The organism is Micromonospora sp. NPDC007230 (assembly GCF_042869115.1).
Lineage (GTDB): Bacteria > Actinomycetota > Actinomycetes > Mycobacteriales > Micromonosporaceae > Micromonospora.
This window is the reverse complement of sequence record NZ_JBIAFE010000023.1, coordinates 122,945-141,915: the sequence shown is the minus strand read 5'-3', so window position 1 is coordinate 141,915 and position 18,971 is coordinate 122,945. Positions and strand designations below refer to the sequence as shown.

Below are 18,971 nucleotides of genomic sequence, written 5' to 3'. Positions count from 1 at the left end.
TGGGGGGCTTGGGGGGGGGCCGCGCCCCGGCGTGCGGGTTTCCCCCCCCCCCCCCCCAACTTTTTTTTTTTTTTTTTTTTTTTTTGGGGGGGGGGGGGGGGCCCCGGCGCGGGGCCCCCCCGCCACCGGTACCGATCGAGCCCGTCGCTCAGCCCTTGTCGGCGCCCTCGTTGGCGCCCCGCACGAAGTAGCGTTGGAAGATCACGAACAGCACCGCCACCGGGATGGTGGCCAGCAGCGCCGCGCCCAGCTTGAGCGGATACTGCGTGCCCTTGCCCAGCGACCCGCTGACCAGGTCGGCCAGGCCGCGGGGCAGGGTGAACAGGTGCGGGTCCTGGACCGAGACCAGGCTGTGCGGGAACTCGTTCCAGGAGCCCTGGAACGACAGGATGGTCAGCGTGATCAGCGCGGGCCGCGCCATCGGCAGCACCACCGACCAGAAGGTGCGGAACACCCCGGCGCCGTCGATCCGGGCCGCCTCCTCCACGCTCACCGGGATCGACTCGAAGAACTGCTTCATGATGAACACCCCGGCCGCGTCCGCCAGCAGCGGCACCACCAGGCCCGCGTAGCTGTCGTAGAGGCCGAGCTGCTTGAGCACCAGGAACTTCGGGATCAGCAGCACCACGCCGGGCACCGCCATCACGGCGATGACCGCGGCGAAGAGCCCGGCCCGGCCCCGGAAGCGCAGCCGGGCCAGGGCGTATCCGGCCAGCGAGTCGAAGAAGACCCGGCCGAGGGTGACCAGCACGGTGACCAGCAGCGAGTTGCCCAGCCAGAGCGGGAAGTTGGTGCCTGCGAAGATCCGCTCGAACCCGGCCAGGGTCACCGGGTCGGGCACCGGGGAGAGCGGGTTCGCCGCCGCGTCCGGCTCGGTCTTGAACGAGTTGCCGAGCTGGATCACGAACGGGTAGATGAAGACCAGCCCGAAGAAGATCAGGACCGCGTACCCGAGGATGCGGTTGACCCGGGCGCGTGGCCCACGGGCGGCGCGCGGCGCGACGGGCGCCGCCGGCCGGTCGGTCAGCACGGCCATGTCAGGACCCTTCCGGTACGCGTCGCCGCCACCACCGGCCGCGCCGGGATCGGTCCCGGTCGGCCATCACCCGGCGCTGGAGCAGGGTGAAGACGATGATGATCAGGAACAGCACGAACGAGATCGCCGCCCCCGAGCCGTAGTCGAAGTCCCGGAACGCGGTGCGGTACGACAGGTACGCCGGGGTGAGGGTGGTCTTGGCCGGGTCGCCCTGGCTCATCACGTACACCTGGTCGAAGACCTGCCAGGAGCCGATCAGGCCGAGGGTGAGCACCAGGAACGTGGTCGGCTTGATCAGCGGCAGGGTGACGTGGCGGAACCGCTGCCAGCGGGTCGCCCCGTCGAGGGTGCTGGCCTCGTCCAGCGCCACCGGCACGTTCTGCAACGCGGCGAGGAACATCAGCATGAACGTGCCCGAGGTGGTCCAGATCACCAGGCAGATGATCGAGACCATGGCCACGCTCGGCCCGGAGAGCCAGTCCCACCAGCTCAGCCCCAACGGGCCGCCGGAGGTGAGCGCGCCGGGCGGAGAGTCCACCCCGACGATGCCGAGCAGCAGGTGCAGTACGCCGCGGGAGTCGGCGAACCACTCCGGCCCGTCGATGCCGAGGAAGCTGAGCAGGTTGTTGACCGCGCCGGAGTTGGCGAACAGGAACAGGAACACCACGCTGATCGCCACCGAGCTGGTGACCGAGGGGAAGTAGAAGGCGCTGCGGAAGAAGCCCTTTCCCTTGAGCATCCGGTTGTTCACGATCAGCGCGAGACCGAGAGCGAGCACGGTCTGCGCCGGCACCACGATCCCGACGTAGTACATGGTGTTGCGGATGCTGGTCATGAAGTCCCGGCGGTCGAGCCCGTCCTCGGTGAACAGCCGGGTGTAGTTCTTCCCGCCGACGAACGGCACGTCCGCGGTGAACGGGCTGCCCTGGCCGTTCCAGTCGGTGAGGCTCACCCAGAGCGCCATCAGGATCGGCAGCAGCAGGAAGAACCCGAGGATCACGATCACCGGCGCGACGAAGAGCCAGCCGGCGATGTTCTCGTTGCCGCGGATGCCGCCGCGGCGGCGGCGCGACGGACCGGCCGGCGTGGTGGCCGGGGCGGTGAGCGCCTCCGTAGCCATCTCCCCTCCCTCCTTCGAGTGGGAGCCGACGCGGAGGGGCCCGCGACGCGGGCCCCTCCGGTCACGCTCAGCCGCCGAGCGCCGCCTTGGCGTTCTTGTCGAAGTTCGCCAGGATGCTCTTCGGGTCACCGTTGGCCAGGCCCTGCAGGCCGGCCTCGAGGTCGCGCAGCACGCTGTCCATCTTCGGCGCGTTCACCGGGCCCTGGGCGTACGCGGCGCCGTCGATGAACGGCTTGTCCGCCGGGAAGGCGCTGGTGTACTGGTCGCGGACGGACTGCCGGGACGGCATCACGCCGAACGCGTTGGCGAAGGCGATCTGCTGGTCGCCGGCGGTCATCGCCTCGACGAACTTGATCGCCTGGTCCTTGAACTTCGACTTCGCGGCGATGCCCCAGCACTGGGTGAAGGAGAGGGTGCCCTGGCCCTTCGGGCCGGCCGGCAGCGGGACGACCTTGTACTTCACGTTCGGGAAGTCGTTCTTCAGGGCACCCTTGATCCAGTTGCCCTCGATGGTCATCACGGCCTTGCCCTTGCCGAACGCCTCACCGGACCAGCCGGCGTCGAGCTGCTTCGGGAACTTCGCGTAGCCGTTCGTGAGCAGGCCCTTGACGTACTCGAGGGCCTGGACGTTCTCCGGGGTGTCGGCGGTCGGCTGCTTGCCGTCCTTGCTCATCAGCCAGCCGCCGTTCTGCACCATGAACGCGCCGATCCGGTCCCGGGTGTCGCCGAGGGCGAGCGCCACCATGCCCTTCGCCTTGATCTTCTGGCTGGCGGCGGTGAGTTGGTCCCAGGTGGTCGGCACGTCGGCGTCGGTCAGGCCGGCCTTGGCCCACAGGTCGGTGTTGATCTCGAGCGCCAGGGTGGAGAAGTCCTTCGGCGCGCAGTAGAGCTTGCCGTCGTAGGTGAAGGTGTTCCGCAGGCTCTCGTAGAAGTCGTCCTTGTTGCTGACCTTGTCGCCGTACGGCTCCAGCGCGCCGACGCTGGCGTAGTCGGCGAACCGGGACGCGTCGACGTAGAAGACGTCCGGCGGGGTGCCGCCGGCGAGGGCCTGGCCGAGCTGCTGGGTGAGGTCCTGGGCCGGGGTCACCGTGGCGGTGTTGCCGGAGGAGGAGGCCCACTTCGCGGCGGCGTCCTGCACCGCCTTGGTCTCGGCGTCGCCGGAGGAGCCGATCATGATCTGCAGGTTGGCCGGACCGCTGGACTGCTTGGTGTCCTTCGCGGAGTCGTCGAACCCGCTGCCGCAGGCGGCGGTGCCGAACAGCGCGGCGGCCGTGAGGCCGGCCAGCGCCGCCCGGGTGAGGGTGCGAGGTGTCATCTCATTCTCCTGGTGGGGATGGGGGATCACGCGGTGTGCCGGAGCACGAGCGTGGGGCTGAGTAGCACGTGTGGGTCGGTGGGCTGACCGTCGAGCAGGCCGGTGAGCAGCTCGAAGCAGCGGGCGGCGGCAGCCGCGAGCGGCTGGCTGACGCTGGTCAGCCCGACCACGGCGGCCACCGGGGTGTCGTCGAAGCCGACGACGGCGACGGAGGCGGCCACCGCGTGTACCGCCTGGAGGGCGCCGAGGGCGAGCGAGTCGCTGACGCAGACCACCGCGGTGGGCGGTTCGTCGGCGGCGAGCAGCGCCCGCATCTCCCGCTCGCCGTGGGCGATGCCGTCCTCGGTCTCGCGGTGGGGTGCGCCGCCGGCCAGGCCGGCGGCGGCCATGACGGTACGCCAGCCGGCACGCCGGTCGTCGCCGACGCCGGAACCCGCCGGCCAGCCGATGAAGCCGATCCGGCGGTGGCCGGTGTCGAGCAGCCGCTGGGTGGCCTGCGCGGTGCCGGCCGCGCCGTCGACGTCGACCCAGGGATGGGCCTCGGCGGCGTCCCAGGGCCGGCCGAACGTCACGAACGGCACGTTCCGCTCGGCCAGCCAGGCGGTCCGCGGGTCACCGTGGTCGGTGCCGGTGAGCACGAAACCGTCCAGGTCGTACGCGCCGAGCAGGTCGTCGTAGGTGTCGATCTCGTGTCCGTCGTCACGGGCGGTGTAGAGCAGGACCCGGTAGCCGGCGGCGTCGGCGGTCTCGGTGAGGCCGTGCAGGAACCGGTCGAGCACCGAGCCGTTGATCCCGTCCCGGGTGGGCTCGATGCGGACCGCGACGAGCCGGGAGCGACCGGTCCGCATCTGCCGGGCGGCCTGGTTGGCCCGGTAGCCCAGCGCGGCGATCGCCTCCTCCACCCGGCGCCGGGTCTCGTCCCGGACGATGTGCGGCGCGTTGAGGACGTTGGAGACCGTCTGCCGGCTCACCTGGGCATGCCGGGCCACCGTCGAGATGGTCACCTTTTCAGCCATTGAGTCCCTCTCGCCGCCTTGAACGTTCCAACGTGGATACGGCAGTATTAGATCGTTCAAAGTTTCTGGAATGTTTCGCACTCTGCACCGGGCCGGAGCCAGTTGTCAAGACGCGCTCCGGCCACCCGATCAGCACCAGGAGTTCCCCGTGTCCGAACGCCACCTGCAACCCCTGCTGCACGAGCTGGTCGGGGCGGTCCACGCCCCCACCAGCGCGCTGGGCGACGCGGCGGGTCAGATCCGGCCGAGCGGCGTCCAGGGCGTGTTCCACGCCGACGCCCGCGTACTCTCCCGCGCCGAGCTGCGCGTCGACGACCGGGAACCGGAGGCGGTGGCCCACGGGGCGGCCGGGCCCCACGGGGTCCGCTTCGTCACCCTGGCCCGCTGGCTCGGCGACCCCGGCCCCGACCCGACCGTCCGGATCGACCGCATCCGGGAGGCCGGCCCGCACGGCGTCACCGAGGAGATCCGGATCACCTCCACCGCCGCGGCCCCCGTCCGCGCCACGGTCAGCGTCGACCTGGGCTGCGACCTCGCCCCGATCGAGCTGGTCAAGTCCGGCGGGAGCGGGTCGCCGCTGGAGGCGAAGTCCGGCGAGCCCGGCCAGGTCCAGTGGGCCGCCGAGGGCGTCACCGTCACGGTGACCGGCGAGGCGGCGACCGTCGACGCCACCGGCGACCGGGCCCTCGCGCCCCGGCTCAGCTGGCCGGTGGACCTCGCCCCCGGCGACGCCGTGACGCTGCGCTGGCGGCTCGCCGTCACCGATCCGAAGGCCGTGGTGGTCGCCCCGCCGGCCGGCCCCGAGTGGTCCGTCCCGCAGGTCCGCGCCGACGACCGCCGCCTGGTCCGGCTGCTCGACCGCTCCCTGGCCGACCTGCGCGGGCTGCGGCTGGCCGACCCGGCCCACCCCGGGGACGTCTTCCTCGGCGCGGGCGTGCCCTGGTTCCTCACCCTCTTCGGCCGGGACAGCCTCTGGGCCGCCCGGATGATGCTGCCGCTCGGCACCGAACTGGCCGCCGGCACGCTGCGCGTCCTCGCCCGCCGGCAGGGCAGCAGGGTCGACCCGGCCACCGGCGAGGCGCCCGGCAAGATCCTGCACGAGCTGCGCCGGCACGAGTTCAGCCTGCCCGCCCATGAGCTGCGGCTGCCGCCCGCGTACTACGGCACCGTCGACGCCACCATGCTCTGGGTCGGCCTGCTGCACGACGCCTGGCGCTGGGGTCTCGCCGCCGACCAGGTCGAGCCGCTGCTCCCGCACCTGGAGGCGGCGCTCGGCTGGCTCGGCGAGCACGCCGACGCCGACGGCGACGGCTTCGTCGAATACGTCGACACCAGCGGCAGCGGCCTGGCCAACCAGGGCTGGAAGGACTCGGGCGACTCGATCCGCTTCCGCGACGGCCGGCAGGCGCAGTCACCCATCGTGCTGTCCGAGGTGCAGGGATACGCCTACCAGGCGGCGGTGCACGGCGCCGACCTGCTCGACGCCTTCGGCCGCCCGGGCGGCGACCGCTGGCGGGAGTACGCCGACCGGCTGGCCCGGCGGTTCCGCGACGCGTTCTGGGTCGACGGCCGGTACGGCCCGCAGCCCGCGCTGGCGCTGGACCGGGACAAGCGCCCGGTCGACTCGCTGACCAGCAACATCGGCCACCTGCTCGGCACCGGCCTGCTCTCCGACGCCGAGTCGGCACAGGTGGCGGCGCTGCTGTCGACCGAGGCGCTGGCCGGCGGCTTCGGGCTGCGCACCATGTCCACCGACGACGCCGGGTTCAGCCCGCTGTCGTACCACTGCGGTTCGATCTGGGCGCACGACACGGCGATCGTGGTCGGCGGGTTGGCCCGGGCCGGCTTCGCCGACGGCGCGCTCCGGCTCGCCGACGGGCTGCTCGCCGCCGCCGAGGCGTTCGACTACCGCCTCCCCGAGCTGTACGCCGGGGACGACCGGGCGACGCTCAGCCGTCCGGTGCCGTACCCGGCGGCGTGCCGCCCGCAGGCGTGGGCGGCGGCGGCCGCCGTGCTGCTGCTCCAGGCCGGCGTGGGCATCTACCCCGACGTGCCGGGCGGCCAGGTGCGGCTGAGCCCGCTGGCCGGCCCGGAGTTGGGCGCGCTCGCCGTCGACGGCCTCCGCGTCGCCGGCGCCCCGGTCGCCGTCCAGGTCGACGCCTCGGGCCGGCCCACCGTCACCGGCCTCCCCGCCGGCCTGACGGTGACCACCACCCCCCACATCCCCACCCAGCGCCCCGCTACGGAAACCCCCGCCCCCCGCTGACGCCGTTGATCATGAGGTTGGCGGCGAAGTCGATCTCGGACGGCGCCGTCAACCTCATGATCGACGCGGTCAGGCGGGGGTGAGTTCGGCGACCAGTTCGTCGTCCTCCGTGGCGCCAGTGGGGTGGAAGCCGAGGGAACGGTAGAGGGCGGCGGCCTGGGTGTTGTCGGGGTGGTAGCTGAGGCGGATCGGGTGGCCCTGGATGGCGAGCCAGTCGGCGAGGGTACGCACCGCGGCCCGACCGACGCCCCGCTCCTGCTCGGCGGCGTCGATCACCATGCCGCCGATCCACCGGGAACCGTCGTCGTCCACGCCCCACATGACGTGCCCGACCACCGTCTCGTCCGCGTACACGGCCAGCGAGGTCCAGACGTCCGAGCGCATGGTCAGCAGCAGGTAGCGGGCGGCCAGGGCGGGCACCCAGGCGCGCTGGTCGTCGCGGGGCGCCACGTCCGCCACCGCCCGCCAGTTGTCGTCGTCCACGGGACGCAGGGTCACGTGCCGGCCGGCGCGGTCCCGGAGCGCAGAATCGATCATGCCCGCGACCCTAGGCGCGGCCCGGCCGCGTGACGACCGGATTCCGGCGGGACGGGGGCCGCTCAGTCGAGCAGGGCGTCCAGGCCGACCGTGAGGCCCGGCCGGTGGCGTACCTCCCGCACAGCGAGCAGCACGCCCGGCATGAACGAGGCCCGGTCGTACGAGTCGTGCCGGATGGTCAGCGTCTCGCCGGTGGTGCCGAAGAGCACCTCCTGGTGTGCGACCAGCCCGGTGGCGCGGACGGCGTGCACGCGTACCCCGTCGATCTCGGCGCCGCGCGCGCCCGGCACCTCGTCGCGGGTGGCGTCCGGCGCGGCGCCGAGGCCGGCCTCGGCACGGGCCTGGGCGATCAGTCGGGCGGTGTGCGTGGCGGTGCCGCTGGGCGCGTCGAGCTTGCGCGGGTGGTGCTGCTCGATGATCTCCACCGACTCGAAGTGCCGGGCGGCGCGGGCGGCGAACTGCATCATCAGCACCGCACCGATGCCGAAGTTGGGGGCGATCACCACGCCCACGCCCGGCTTGCGCGCGAGCCAGCCGCGGACCCGGTCCAGGCGCTGCTCGGTGAAGCCCGTGGTGCCGACCACGACGTTGATGCCCTGGTCGACGCACCAGTGCAGGTTGTCCATGACGACGTCCGGAGTGGTGAAGTCGACGACCACCTCGGCACCGGCGTCGGAGGCGGCGAACAGCCCGTCGCCCTGGTCGACCATCGCCACCAGGTCCATGTCGGGGGCCGCGTCGACCGCCTTGCAGACCTCCATGCCCATCCGGCCGCGGGCGCCCAGCACGCCGACCCGGATCGGCTCGGCCAGGTTCTTCTCCTGCTCGTCAGTCACGGGGCACAACCTATCCCAATCGGGACGCCCACCCCGCTGGAGCGCCCGGCCGTCCCACCCCACGAGCATGATCGACTCGGGTTGCGGCAACCCGGGCCCGCCCCGGCGGCGGACACCCCGACCTGCGGCATCCCTCGTCGGCGGGCGCGGCGGGAAGGGTCAGGCGGAGAAGGCGGACTCGTCGAACGGGCCCACCACCGCCAGGGACATCGGCCGGCCGAGCAGGTCGGCGGCCAGGGCGTTCACGTCGTCCAGGGTCACCGCGTCGACCCGAGCGAGCAGCTCGTCCACCGGCATCAGGTCGCCGTAGAGCAGCTCGCCCTTGGCCAGCCGGCTCATCCGGGAGCCGGTGTCCTCCAGGCCGAGGACGAAGGAACCCTTGCTCATCCCCTTGCCCCGGGCCAGCTCGGCCTCGGTGATCCCCGCGGCGGCCACCTTGGCCAGCTCGGCGCGGGTCAGCTCCAGCACCTCGTCCACCTTGCCCGGGGCGCAGCCGGCGTAGACGGCGAACAGGCCGCTGTCGGCGTACTGGCTGGCGTACGAGTAGACCGAGTAGGCCAGCCCGCGCTGCTCCCGGATCTCCTGGAACAGCCGGCTGGACATGCCGCCGCCGAGGACGTTGTTGAGCACCCCGAGGGCGAAGCGCCGCTCGTCGGTGCGGTCGATGCCCGGGCAGCCGAGGATCACGTGCGCCTGCTCGGTCTCCTTCGGCTCGACCACCGTGGTGGCCGGCTTCGTGCGTACCGCCGGGGCGGCCGGGCGGTGCGGCGCCGGCACCGCCGGGTCGGTGTCCAGCGGGGTGCCGCGCAGGGCCTGGCGGACCAGCTTGACCACGGCGGCGTGGTCGAGGTTGCCGGCGGCGGCGATGACGATCTGCGGCGCGGTGTACCGGCGGCGGTAGAAGGTCTGGATCTGCCGGCGGGTCATCGGGGTGACCGTCTCCTCGGTGCCGGAGATCAGCCGGCCGAGGGGGTGGTCGCCGTAGACGGCGCGGGCGAACAGGTCGTGCACCTCGTCGCCGGGCTCGTCGTCGTGCATGGCGATCTCTTCGAGGATGACGCCGCGCTCGGTCTCCACGTCGGCGTCGTTGAGCACCGAGTCGGCGACCAGGTCGCACATGACGTCGATGGCCAGGGGCAGGTCCTCGTCCAGCACCCGGGCGTAGTAGCAGGTGTATTCCTTGGTGGTAAAGGCGTTCGTCTCGCCGCCGACCGCCTCGATCTGCGAGGAGATCTCCAGCGCGCTGCGCTTGCGGGTGCCCTTGAAGAGCAGGTGCTCCAGGAAGTGCGCGGCCCCGCCCTGCGGCCCGGTCTCGTCCCGGGAGCCGACGGCGACCCAGATGCCGAACGAGACGCTGCGCATCGCCGGGATCGCCTCGGTGAGCACGCGCAACCCGCTGGGCAGCACGGTACGGCGTACGGTGCCGCCCAGCGGGTCGTCGCTGAGCGTGCGGGTGACCGCCCGGGTCGACCCGCCGGCGGACCGGGTTGCCTCGGCCACCTGCCGGACGGCGCCCGGCGGCGCCACCGCCCGTCGATCCGCAGGAAAAGACGAACGAGGGGTCCGACTCACGAAAAACCTGCTTCCAGTTCGCCGAGGGGTGGATGGCGACGGCTCCAGGTCGGGTGCGGTCAGACGCGCCGAACTGGAGTTGCCGAACGACGGCTCCAGGTCGCAGCACGCGGCAGACGCGCCGAGTTGGAGCCGTCGCAGGATCGGCCGGGTGACGCCGTCGGCGTCACCCGGCCGATCGAGGATCAGCTGTGCCGGGTCCGGCGACGCGGGCGCTCGCCGCCGCCCTCGCCGCCGCCCTCGCCACGCTCCGGGCCCCGGCTGCCGCGCTCGCGGTCCCGGTCGCCACGGTCGCGCGGGCCGCGGTCGCCCCGGTCCCGGCCACCCGGACGCTCGCCACCGGCGGCCTCCTCGGCGGCCGGCGCCTCGGCGCCCTCCGGGCGGACCTTGTCCAGGTAGATCTTGCCGCGCTGGTCGATGTCGGCGATCTCCACCTCGACCTTGTCGCCGACGTTGAGGTAGTCCTCGACCTTCTCGACCCGCTTGCCGTCGCCCACCTTGGAGATGTGCAGCAGGCCGTCGCGGCCGGGCAGGAGCGAGATGAAGGCGCCGAACGGGGCGGTCTTCACCACGGTGCCGAGGAACCGGTCGCCGACCTTCGGCAGGGTCGGGTTGGCGATCGCGTTGATCCGCTCGACCGCGGCCTGGGCCGACGGGCCGTTGGTCGCGCCGACGTAGATCGTGCCGTCGTCCTCGATGGAGATCTCGGCGCCGGTCTCGTCCTGGATGGCGTTGATGGTCTGGCCCTTCGGGCCGATCACCATGCCGATCTTGTCGACCGGGATCTTGACGGTGGTGACCCGGGGCGCGTAGTCGCTCATCGCGGCCGGGGCCTCGATCGCGGACTGCATCACGTCGAGGATGGTCTGCCGGGCCTCGTGCGCCTGCTGGAGCGCGGCGGCCAGCACGTCCGACGGGATGCCGTTGAGCTTGGTGTCGAGCTGGAGCGCGGTGACGAAGTCACGGGTGCCGGCGACCTTGAAGTCCATGTCGCCGAACGCGTCCTCGGCGCCGAGGATGTCGGTCAGCGTCACGTACTGGGTCTTGCCCTCGACCTCGTCGGAGATGAGGCCCATGGCGATGCCGGCGACCGGCGCCTTCAACGGCACACCGGCCGAGAGCAGGCCCAGGGTGGAGGCGCAGACCGAACCCATCGAGGTGGAGCCGTTGGAGCCGAGCGCCTCGGAGACCTGCCGGATGGCGTACGGGAACTCCTCGCGCGACGGCAGCACCGGGATCAGCGCCCGCTCGGCCAGCGCGCCGTGGCCGATCTCGCGCCGCTTCGGCGAGCCGACCCGGCCGGTCTCACCGGTGGAGTACGGCGGGAAGTTGTAGTTGTGCATGTAGCGCTTGGACTTCTCCGGGGAGAGGGTGTCCAGCGCCTGCTCCATGCGCAGCATGTTCAGCGTGGTGACGCCCAGGATCTGGGTCTCGCCGCGCTCGAAGAGCGCCGAGCCGTGCACCCGGGGCAGCACGCCGACCTCGGCGGTCAGCGGGCGGATGTCGCGCGGGCCGCGGCCGTCGATGCGGACCTGCTCGCGCAGCACCCGGCTGCGGACCTCGGACTTGGTCAGCGAGCGGAAGGCGGCGGAGAGCTCCTTCTCGCGGCCCTCGAAGCGCGGCCCCAGCTCCTCGGCGACCCGGGCCTTGATCCGGTCCAGGGCCTCCTCGCGGTCGTGCTTGCCGGCGATCTTCAGGGCCTCGGCGACGTCGGCACGGGCCAGGTCGGCCACCGCCTCGTACGCGTCGTCCTGGTAGTCGAGGAAGACCGGGAACTCGGCGACCGGCTTGGCGGCCACCTCGGCCAGCTCGCTCTGCGCCCGGCACAGCTCGCGGATGGCCGGCTTGGCGGCCTCCAGGCCGCTGGCGACGACCTCCTCGGTCGGGGCGGGGGCACCGCCGGCCACCAGCGCCACGGTGTGCTCGGTGGCCTCGGCCTCGACCATCATGATCGCGACGTCGCCGTCGGCCAGGGCACGGCCGGCCACCACCATGTCGAAGGTGGCCCGGGCCAGCTCCTCGTGGGTCGGGAAGGCGACCCACTGGCCGTCGATGTGCGCCATCCGGGTGGCCCCGATCGGGCCGGAGAACGGCAGGCCGGAGAGCTTGGTCGACATCGAGGCGGCGTTGATCGCCACGACGTCGTACGGGTGCTGCGGGTCGAGCGCGAGGACGGTCTCGACCACCTGGACCTCGTTGCGCAGGCCCTTGACGAAGGACGGGCGCAGCGGCCGGTCGATCAGCCGGCAGGTGAGGATGGCGTCCTCGCTGGGCCGGCCCTCGCGACGGAAGAACGAGCCGGGGATCCGGCCCGCGGCGTACATCCGCTCCTCGACGTCCACCGTCAGCGGGAAGAAGTCGAACTGCTCCCGCGGCTGCTTGCCGGCGGTGGTGGCGGAGAGGACGACCGTCTCGCCGAGCTGGGCGATGACGGAGCCGGCGGCCTGACGGGCCAGCCGGCCGGTGGAGAAGGTGATCTCACGGGTACCGAAGGACCCGTTGTCGATCACGGCGGTGCGGGATTCGGTGCCGAGGTTGGTCTCGGTCATGGTGCTGTCGTGCTCCTTCGCGTCGGGGGTCCACGACACGGGAGCTACTCAGACGGCCGGTCTTCGATCGAAGCGCCCGGGTGGCCGGCACGATGCCGGGGTGCCCGGGGGCCACTACCGGAGACCGGTACGCTGACCGGCTCCCTCTCGGGTGGTCGCGTGACCCGGTTCTTTCTGTGGTACCGGAACGGGGGAGCGGCCGCAGGCCGCTCCCCCGTCACGTCACCGGCGCAGGCCGAGCCGCTCGATGAGCGACCGGTAGCGGTTGATGTCCTTCTTCTGGACGTAGTTGAGCAGCCGACGGCGACGGCCGACCAGCAGCAGCAGCCCACGGCGGCTGTGGTGGTCGTGCTTGTGCACCTTCAGGTGCTCGGTGAGCTCGGCGATCCGCTTGGTGAGGACCGCGACCTGGACCTCCGGCGAACCGGTGTCGCCCTCGGCGGTCGCGTACTCCGCACGGATCTTGGCCTTGGCTTCCTGGTCGAGCGCCATGTTCTCCCTGTTTCGTGGGTCGTTCGATGAGGTCCGTCGGAGCGGTCGCAGCGACCGGGGGGACGGACCGGTTCCTCGCACCCGCGGCGTCGTGCAGGCAGGCGAGGCCCCGCGTCGGTCAGCCGACGTCCCTGCCAGACTACCAGCCCGGTCGGGAACCACCCGGTGAAGGGCCACGTGCCGGTTTCGGCCGGGTCAGCCGAGCGCGCGGCGGGTCCGCTCGACGTCCTCGCCGATCTGGGCGATCAACGGCTCGATCGCGTCGTACGTCCGTTGTTCGCGCAGGTGCGCCACGAAGTCCAGGGCCAGCCGCTCGCCGTACAGGTCGCCGGTGAAGTCCAGCGCGTACGCCTCCACCCGGCGTTCCCGCCCGGAGAAGGTCGGGTTGGTGCCGATCGAGACCGCCGCGGCCAGGGGCTCCCCGCCGCGGCGCACCAGCCGGGCGGCGTACACCCCGTCGGCGGGGATCGCCGCATACCGGTGGGTCAGCAGGTTGGCGGTGGGAAAGCCCAGCTCACGCCCGCGCTGATCGCCGCGGACCACCACGCCCTCGACCCGGTGCGGGCGGCCGAGCGCGGCGGCCGCCGCGGCCACGTCGCCCGCGTCGACGCAGGAGCGGATGTACGTGGAGGAGAAGACCGTCCCCGCCTCGGCGACCAGCGGGCCGCTCTCCACCCCGAAGCCGAAGGTGCGGCCCAGCCGTTCCAGCAGGGCCACGTCGCCGGCCGCCCGGTGCCCGAAGCGGAAGTTGCCGCCGACCATCACCAGCGCGGCGTGCAGGTGCTCGACCAGGATGTCGTGCACGAACTCCTCGGCCGGCAGCCGGGAGAACTCGGGGGTGAACGGCACCACGCAGAGCACGTCGGCCCCGAGCGACTCGATCAGCTCCGCCTTGCGGGCCGGCTCGGTGAGCACCGCCGGGTGCGACCCGGGACGGACCACCTCCGCCGGATGCGGGTCGAAGGTCAGCACCACCGACCGGACGCCCAGTTCGCGGGCGCGGGCCACGGCGTGGCCGATGATGGTCTGGTGCCCCTTGTGCACGCCGTCGAACACGCCGATGGTGACCACCGAGCGCCCCCAGCCCCCGGGCACCGCCTCGTACCCCCGCCACCGCTGCATACCGTTCCTCCGCTCCTCCCCTGGTCCCGCACCGGCCGAGGCTCGCCGGCCCGGGGGCCGGTGGGGCGCCGTCACGCCGGGGCCAGCACGATCTCCGCGCGGGCCCGCCCGGCCCGCTCGCTGACGATAGCGATCAGCCCGCCGTCGGGGCCGAAGACCGCGTACGGTCCGGCGATGCCGGCCGCGCTGAGCGGGCCGCCGTGGGCGAGCGTGCGCGCCTCGTCCGGGGTGGCGTCCCGACGCGGGAAGAACCGGTCGGCGGCCGCGTCCACCGGCAGGTTGACCACGTCGGGCGCGCGCTGCTCCAGCGCGTCGAGGGTCGCCGCCTCGGCCAGGGTGAAGCCGCCGACCGCGGTCCGGCGCAGCGCGGTCAGGTGACCGCCGACCCCGAGCGCGGCGCCCGCGTCCCGGGCGATGGCCCGGATGTACGTCCCGGACGAGCAGGTCACGTCGACGTCCACGTCCACCACGTCCGGGACGTCCCGGCGGACCGCCAGGACGTCCAGCCGGGAGATGGTGACCCGCCGGGCGGGCAGTTCCACGATCTCCCCCTCGCGGACCCGCTTGTACGCCCGCTGGCCGTTGATCTTGATGGCGCTGACCGCGCTGGGCACCTGGTCGATCTCGCCGGTCTGGGCGGCGAGCGCGGCCCGGATCGCGTCGTCGGCGACGGCGCCGGCCGGGGTGTTCGCCACCACCTCACCCTCGGCGTCGTCGGTGATGGTCGCCTGGCCGAGCCGGATCGTCGCCGTGTAGCTCTTGGCGGCGCCGATCACGTAGGTGAGCAGCCGGGTGGCCCGCCCCACCCCGATCACCAGCACCCCGGTCGCCATCGGGTCGAGCGTGCCGCCGTGCCCCACCCGCCGGGTCCGCGCCAGCCGCCGGATCCGCGCCACCACGTCGTGGGAGGTCATCCCGCTTGGCTTGTCGACCACGATCAGACCGTCTGTGCTCACGACGGCCAAGCCTGCCAGACCACGGTGATCGCACGCGCGGGGGATACCGCCCTGCTCGGCCGCAGGGCCAAGATCATGCGGCAGGGCAGGTACGGGGTCGCGCGGTCGACTCCGGTGCGGCAGACTTCGCGCGCCCCCTCGCACCCTCAGGAGTCCTCTTGACCAACCCGCCGCCGTCGCACCAGCACCGCCCCCGGGTCGACCTGCCCGACTGGATGCGCAACCCGGAGCCGCCGCGCCGCACCCTCGGCCGCCGGGTCTCCGGATTCGTCGACGGCTTGCCGGCGCTGCGGGCGGCCCGGCACCGGCTGTGGGCGTGGCGGGACCGGAGCCGGTTCAGCGAGCGGCACCCGGTGGTCTCCGCGATCGTGTCGTTCGTCGTCGTCGCGGTGGTGGCGACGTGCCTGGTGGTCGGCACGCTGTACCTCTTCTACAAGATCGCCCACGACGGGGCCTGAGCCGGCCGGAAAGTGGGCGGCCCGGCTGCGAAGATCACCCCCGCCGCCCCACGGCGCCTACCGCCCCGCCGCACCCCCTGGGACGCCTGATGACCACCGAGGAACCGACCGCCCCGCCCGCCGACGTCGACCGGCCCGCCCTCGCGACCCGCGACGACTCCGTCCGGCTACCCAGTTGGATGAGTGGGCAGGACGCGGCCGAGCCGCTCACCCGCGGGGAGCGCGCCCGGCTGGTCTGGGCCCGGCACCGCGGGAAGCTCCTGGTCGGCTTCGTCATCCTGCTGCTGCTGGCGCTCGTTGGCGGCACGGCGGTCCTCGGGCACCTCACGGTCGAGCGGATCCGCGTCGGCACGCAGCCCTCGGCGTCCCCGCTGTCCTCGGCGTCCCCGCTGCCGAGCAGCCAGATCGACGAACCCCGGGACCTCTACGCCGGGAGCCCCGCCGCCAACTTCGCGGTCGGCGAGGCCGCGATCGTCCTGCCCCCGGTCGCCGCCCGGGCACCCTTCTCCGCCGCGGAGGTGCGCGCCGCGCTGACCCAGGTGCGGAAGTCCTGGTCTCACCGGACCGCGCCGACCACCGCCCAACCGCCGGAGCGCAGCCGTAGCAGCAGCGCGACCAGCCGGAGCACCACGAACAGCATCAGCCCGGCCCAGATCCCGCCCAGCCCGAGGTCGAGCCCGTAGGCCAGCCAGATCGCCGGCAGGAAGCCGCCCAGCGCCGCCACGATGGTGAGGTTGCGCAGGTAGCGGACGTCGCCCGCGCCGATCAGCACGCCGTCGAGGGCGAAGACGACCCCGCCGATCGGCTGCAGCGCGACGAACCACGGCCAGGCGAGCATCGCCTGCTCGCGTACCTGCGGGTCGGAGCTGAACCACGACGGCACCAGGCCGGCGCCGGCGGCGATCAGCACCGCGAACGCCACGCCGCAGGCACCGCCGAGCAGGGCGATCCGGCGGGCGAGGGCGCGGGCGCCGGCCGCGTCGCCGGCGCCGAGCGCCGCGCCGATCAACGCCTGCGCGGCGATCGCCAGGGCGTCGAGCACCAGGGCGGTGAAGAACCACAGCTGTACGGCGATCTGGTGGGCGCCGACCGCGGCGGCGCCGAACCGGGCCGCGACGGCGGTGGCGGACAGGAAGCTCGCCTGGAACGCGACGCCCCGGATCAGCAGGTCCCGACTGAGCACGAGCTGCTGGCGGATCAACCGGGGTCGGGGGCGCAGGGAGATCCGCTCGCGGACCAGCGCGGCCGCGAACAGGCCGCCGGAGAGGGTCTGCGCGATGGCGTTCGCCACCGCCGAGCCGACCAGCCCGAGCCCGACCGGATAGACCAGCAGCGGGCAGAGCAGCGCGGAGAGCAGGTTGGGGGCGAGCACGAAGATCAGCGGGCGCCGGGTGTCCTGGATGCCGCGCAGCCAGCCGTTTCCTGCTGCGGCCACCAGCAGGCCGGGCGCGCCGAGCGCGGCGACCCGCAGCCAGCCGGCGGCGGCGTCGGCCACCTCGCCCGGGCCGCCGACCAGGGTAGGCGCCAGCCACCCGCCGCCGACCTGCATGGCGAGTGCCACCAGCACGCCGACGCTCAGGGCGAGCCAGGACGCCTGCACGCCCTCGGCCACCGCCGCGGCCCGGTCCCCCGCGCCGAACCGCCGGGCCGACCGCCCGGTGGTCCCGTATGCGACGACGGTGCCGAGCCAGGCGGTCAGCGTCAGCACCGTGCCGCCGACGGCGAGCGCGGCGAGCGGGACGCGGCCCAGGTGCCCGACCACCGCGGTGTCGACCAGGACGTAGAGCGGCTCGGCGGCCAGCACCACGAGTGCCGGCAGGGCGAGCGCGGCGATCCGGCGGGGCGAGGCGGCGGGCGACCCGGTGGCGGGGGCGGCGGTCTGACTCATCGCCGCCGATCCTGACACGCCCTCAGTAAGGAACGCAACCAACCCCATCACTTACCAACCCGCCGCCCGGCCGCAGGTTGATCATGAGGTTGGCGGCGCTGTCGATCTCCGCAGCCGCCGCCAACCTCATGATCACCGCAACGGGGTGGGGAGGGTGGCGAGCCAGCGGCGGGTGTCGGCGCGGGTGCGGAGGCGGATCACCGGCACCTCGGGGGCATGGGCGGCGACGGCCGCGTAGACCAGGGGTCGGGATCGGCGGGGGTACTGCCACACGTACCGGAGGAACTGGAGGTCGACCTGCTCGGGGCAGCCGTCCGGCAGGTCAGGCCGGGGCTTGGCCCGGTACGCCCAGCGGCGACGCAACACCCGGACGAGGCAGAGCAGCCAGGGCGGGTCGCAGAGCACCAGCAGGTCGGCGTGCGGCAGGCGAAGATCGAACGTGCTGCGATAGTTGCCGTCCATCACCCAGGCGGGGCGCGCGGCCAGCGCGGCGACCTCCGCCCGGAAGTCGGCGTCGGTGGTGGCGACCCAGCCGGGCCGCCAGTAGTGGCGGTCGAGGTGGATCAGCGGGAGGCCGAGCCGGCGGGCGACCGCACGGGCGAGTGTGCTCTTGCCCGCGCCCGAACTGCCGACGATCAGGATGCGGCGCACCGGGCGACGGTAGCCCCCGCCCGGGCGTACGCGGAACCGGGCGACCGGAACGACGGCGGTGGCGCGGCGGCTACCGCGCCACCGCCGAGCGGCCCGCCGTCACTGACGGGTGTCCATCGACGTCTGCAGCGCACGGCGCAGCTGCTCGCGCGCCTCGTCGTTGGTGGTCTCGGTCTTCGGCTTGCGCTTGGTGGCCATGGGAGCTTCCTTCCAGGGTGCGGACCACCGACGGCCGGTGGACGCGTCTGACGCCGCGCCGTGACCTGAAGCCGTCGGTCCTGCTGAACGCCGGGGCAGCGGTCCGGGATCACCGGAGCGGCTCGCCTGGCAGCGTGAGCCCGGGTCGGTCTGACCCTGGAGGGAGGCGGCACCGGATGTGGCCCCACCGCCCGCGACCAGCGCCGAAGCGCCGGCCCTTCCCTAAATTAACGTTCACTTTCCAGCTGCTGCCCACTGTTCCCGGGATACGGACACGATGGGGTGGACCGGGCCGATCAGCGGGCCAGGAAGTGCCAGCCGAGCCACCACCAGAAGCCGAGGAACCCGATCCGCCCCACCGGCACCGGCCCGACCTCGTAGCGCATCACGAACGCGCAGACGTCGGCCAGCGACGGGATCCGCGAGCCCTCCCGCCGGGCGGCCCACTCGACGGCCGCGAACAGCACCAGCGCGGTCAGGAAACCGCCGATCGCCAGGGCTCGCATCATCGGCGTACCAGCCCCCAGAACGCGGCGAGCCAGGCGAACCAGGCCGCCGAGCGGACCAGGTGGTCCTCCAGGAACGGGTCGGCCAGCAGGGAGAAGGTGGGAAAGTCGTCCCCCATCGACAGCACGAAGGTGGTTCCCTCGAACACCCCGAAAACGGTGACCGGCACCAACCACCAGGCCGCCGCCGGTGGCAGCCGGTGTGGCGCGGGTCGGCGGGGCACCCGGTTGCTCAGGCCGATCCAGATCAGCGCGCCGCCGGTGCCCAGGGTGTAGAGGTTGGCCTGGGCGGAGAAGGACGGCAACTGCCCGCCGACCAGGGAGAGGCAGATCAGCACCGGTACGGAGACGACGGGACGGTCCCAGGCTCGGGGCGCCTCGGCGGTGAGCTCTCGAGGGTGATCCATCACCCGATTGTCCCCACCGTCACGGAACGCCGGAAGGGCAGCACGC

Annotated in this window: 17 protein-coding genes; 2 read left to right on the top strand and 15 right to left on the bottom strand. The window is 73.1% G+C overall.

Translation table 11 applies throughout. From position 1 onward, the window contains the following. Window positions 1–148: 148 nt before the first annotated feature. The 4 genes from ACFYML_RS27810 to ACFYML_RS27795 all read right to left on the bottom strand — a co-directional run bounded on the left by ACFYML_RS27810 (window position 149) and on the right by ACFYML_RS27795 (window position 4,475). Entirely contained in the window at window positions 149–1,036 is an 888-nt protein-coding gene (locus ACFYML_RS27810; protein ID WP_083672371.1) for a carbohydrate ABC transporter permease, read from the bottom strand. Window position 1,037: 1 nt separating this feature from the next. Further along, window positions 1,038–2,156 carry a carbohydrate ABC transporter permease gene (locus ACFYML_RS27805; protein ID WP_387423433.1) on the bottom strand — a complete coding sequence of 373 codons (1,119 nt, stop codon included), beginning with the start codon at window positions 2,154–2,156 and terminating at the stop codon, window positions 1,038–1,040. A gap of 67 nt (window positions 2,157–2,223) precedes the next feature. Beyond that, window positions 2,224–3,471 (bottom strand): extracellular solute-binding protein, encoded by a 1,248-nt coding sequence (locus ACFYML_RS27800; protein ID WP_387423432.1) that lies wholly within the window; start codon window positions 3,469–3,471, stop codon window positions 2,224–2,226. A 26-nt stretch (window positions 3,472–3,497) separates the two neighbouring features. Continuing rightward, window positions 3,498–4,475: a LacI family DNA-binding transcriptional regulator gene (locus ACFYML_RS27795; RefSeq protein WP_387423431.1), complete on the bottom strand. Its 978-nt coding sequence runs from the start codon at window positions 4,473–4,475 to the stop codon at window positions 3,498–3,500. Between the two features lie 160 nt (window positions 4,476–4,635). Between ACFYML_RS27795 and ACFYML_RS27790 the strand changes: the two genes are divergently transcribed. Continuing rightward, entirely contained in the window at window positions 4,636–6,753 is a 2,118-nt protein-coding gene (locus ACFYML_RS27790) for a glycogen debranching N-terminal domain-containing protein (protein ID WP_387423430.1), read from the top strand. Between the two features lie 69 nt (window positions 6,754–6,822). On the opposite strand, the gene ACFYML_RS27785 is transcribed toward ACFYML_RS27790, so the two are convergent. The 7 genes from ACFYML_RS27785 to truB form a co-directional block, all read right to left on the bottom strand. Further along, window positions 6,823–7,290 (bottom strand): GNAT family N-acetyltransferase, encoded by a 468-nt coding sequence (locus ACFYML_RS27785; RefSeq protein WP_387423429.1) that lies wholly within the window; start codon window positions 7,288–7,290, stop codon window positions 6,823–6,825. A 62-nt stretch (window positions 7,291–7,352) separates the two neighbouring features. Continuing rightward, the gene (gene dapB / locus ACFYML_RS27780; protein WP_387423427.1) at window positions 7,353–8,126 is read right to left on the bottom strand and encodes a 4-hydroxy-tetrahydrodipicolinate reductase; all 774 of its coding nucleotides are present in this window, start codon (window positions 8,124–8,126) and stop codon (window positions 7,353–7,355) included. Between the two features lie 159 nt (window positions 8,127–8,285). Then, complete coding sequence (locus tag ACFYML_RS27775; protein WP_387423438.1) at window positions 8,286–9,653, bottom strand: M16 family metallopeptidase; 1,368 nt, start codon at window positions 9,651–9,653, stop codon at window positions 8,286–8,288. A 230-nt stretch (window positions 9,654–9,883) separates the two neighbouring features. Further along, window positions 9,884–12,247, bottom strand: coding sequence for a polyribonucleotide nucleotidyltransferase (locus ACFYML_RS27770; RefSeq protein ID WP_387423426.1), 2,364 nt, complete (start codon window positions 12,245–12,247; stop codon window positions 9,884–9,886). 222 nt (window positions 12,248–12,469) lie between these two features. Next, window positions 12,470–12,739: a 30S ribosomal protein S15 gene (rpsO, locus tag ACFYML_RS27765; RefSeq protein ID WP_043962418.1), complete on the bottom strand. Its 270-nt coding sequence runs from the start codon at window positions 12,737–12,739 to the stop codon at window positions 12,470–12,472. A gap of 195 nt (window positions 12,740–12,934) precedes the next feature. After that, on the bottom strand, window positions 12,935–13,861 hold the full coding sequence (locus ACFYML_RS27760; RefSeq protein ID WP_387423425.1) for a bifunctional riboflavin kinase/FAD synthetase: 927 nt from the start codon (window positions 13,859–13,861) through the stop codon (window positions 12,935–12,937). A 71-nt stretch (window positions 13,862–13,932) separates the two neighbouring features. Then, entirely contained in the window at window positions 13,933–14,817 is an 885-nt protein-coding gene (gene truB, locus ACFYML_RS27755; RefSeq protein WP_387423424.1) for a tRNA pseudouridine(55) synthase TruB, read from the bottom strand. 158 nt (window positions 14,818–14,975) lie between these two features. Between truB and ACFYML_RS27750 the strand changes: the two genes are divergently transcribed. Next, the gene (locus ACFYML_RS27750; protein WP_387423423.1) at window positions 14,976–15,275 is read left to right on the top strand and encodes a hypothetical protein; all 300 of its coding nucleotides are present in this window, start codon (window positions 14,976–14,978) and stop codon (window positions 15,273–15,275) included. A 556-nt stretch (window positions 15,276–15,831) separates the two neighbouring features. On the opposite strand, the gene ACFYML_RS27745 is transcribed toward ACFYML_RS27750, so the two are convergent. The 4 genes from ACFYML_RS27745 to ACFYML_RS27730 all read right to left on the bottom strand — a co-directional run bounded on the left by ACFYML_RS27745 (window position 15,832) and on the right by ACFYML_RS27730 (window position 18,925). Further along, entirely contained in the window at window positions 15,832–17,163 is a 1,332-nt protein-coding gene (locus ACFYML_RS27745) for an MATE family efflux transporter (protein ID WP_387423421.1), read from the bottom strand. Between the two features lie 132 nt (window positions 17,164–17,295). Then, a complete protein-coding gene (locus ACFYML_RS27740; protein WP_387423420.1) occupies window positions 17,296–17,814 on the bottom strand; it encodes an AAA family ATPase in 519 nt (172 codons plus the stop codon). Window positions 17,815–18,308: 494 nt separating this feature from the next. After that, window positions 18,309–18,518: a DUF6186 family protein gene (locus ACFYML_RS27735; RefSeq protein WP_187413392.1), complete on the bottom strand. Its 210-nt coding sequence runs from the start codon at window positions 18,516–18,518 to the stop codon at window positions 18,309–18,311. Further along, window positions 18,518–18,925, bottom strand: coding sequence for a hypothetical protein (locus ACFYML_RS27730; RefSeq protein ID WP_073832587.1), 408 nt, complete (start codon window positions 18,923–18,925; stop codon window positions 18,518–18,520). The genes ACFYML_RS27735 and ACFYML_RS27730 overlap by 1 nt, the downstream gene beginning before the upstream one ends. Window positions 18,926–18,971: the final 46 nt, after the last annotated feature.

What these genes read in the sequence shown, in the direction of transcription:
- ACFYML_RS27810 (WP_083672371.1), bottom strand. Translation starts at nt 1,036, where the DNA reads ATGGCCGTGCTGACCGACCGGCCGGCGGCGCCCGTCGCGCCGCGCGCC.
- ACFYML_RS27805 (WP_387423433.1), bottom strand. Translation starts at nt 2,156, where the DNA reads ATGGCTACGGAGGCGCTCACCGCCCCGGCCACCACGCCGGCCGGTCCG.
- ACFYML_RS27800 (WP_387423432.1), bottom strand. Translation starts at nt 3,471, where the DNA reads ATGACACCTCGCACCCTCACCCGGGCGGCGCTGGCCGGCCTCACGGCC.
- ACFYML_RS27785 (WP_387423429.1), bottom strand. Translation starts at nt 7,290, where the DNA reads ATGATCGATTCTGCGCTCCGGGACCGCGCCGGCCGGCACGTGACCCTG.
- ACFYML_RS27770 (WP_387423426.1), bottom strand. Translation starts at nt 12,247, where the DNA reads ATGACCGAGACCAACCTCGGCACCGAATCCCGCACCGCCGTGATCGAC.
- rpsO (WP_043962418.1), bottom strand. Translation starts at nt 12,739, where the DNA reads ATGGCGCTCGACCAGGAAGCCAAGGCCAAGATCCGTGCGGAGTACGCG.
- ACFYML_RS27760 (WP_387423425.1), bottom strand. Translation starts at nt 13,861, where the DNA reads ATGCAGCGGTGGCGGGGGTACGAGGCGGTGCCCGGGGGCTGGGGGCGC.
- ACFYML_RS27745 (WP_387423421.1), bottom strand. Translation starts at nt 17,163, where the DNA reads ATGAGTCAGACCGCCGCCCCCGCCACCGGGTCGCCCGCCGCCTCGCCC.
- ACFYML_RS27735 (WP_187413392.1), bottom strand. Translation starts at nt 18,518, where the DNA reads ATGCGAGCCCTGGCGATCGGCGGTTTCCTGACCGCGCTGGTGCTGTTC.
- ACFYML_RS27730 (WP_073832587.1), bottom strand. Translation starts at nt 18,925, where the DNA reads ATGGATCACCCTCGAGAGCTCACCGCCGAGGCGCCCCGAGCCTGGGAC.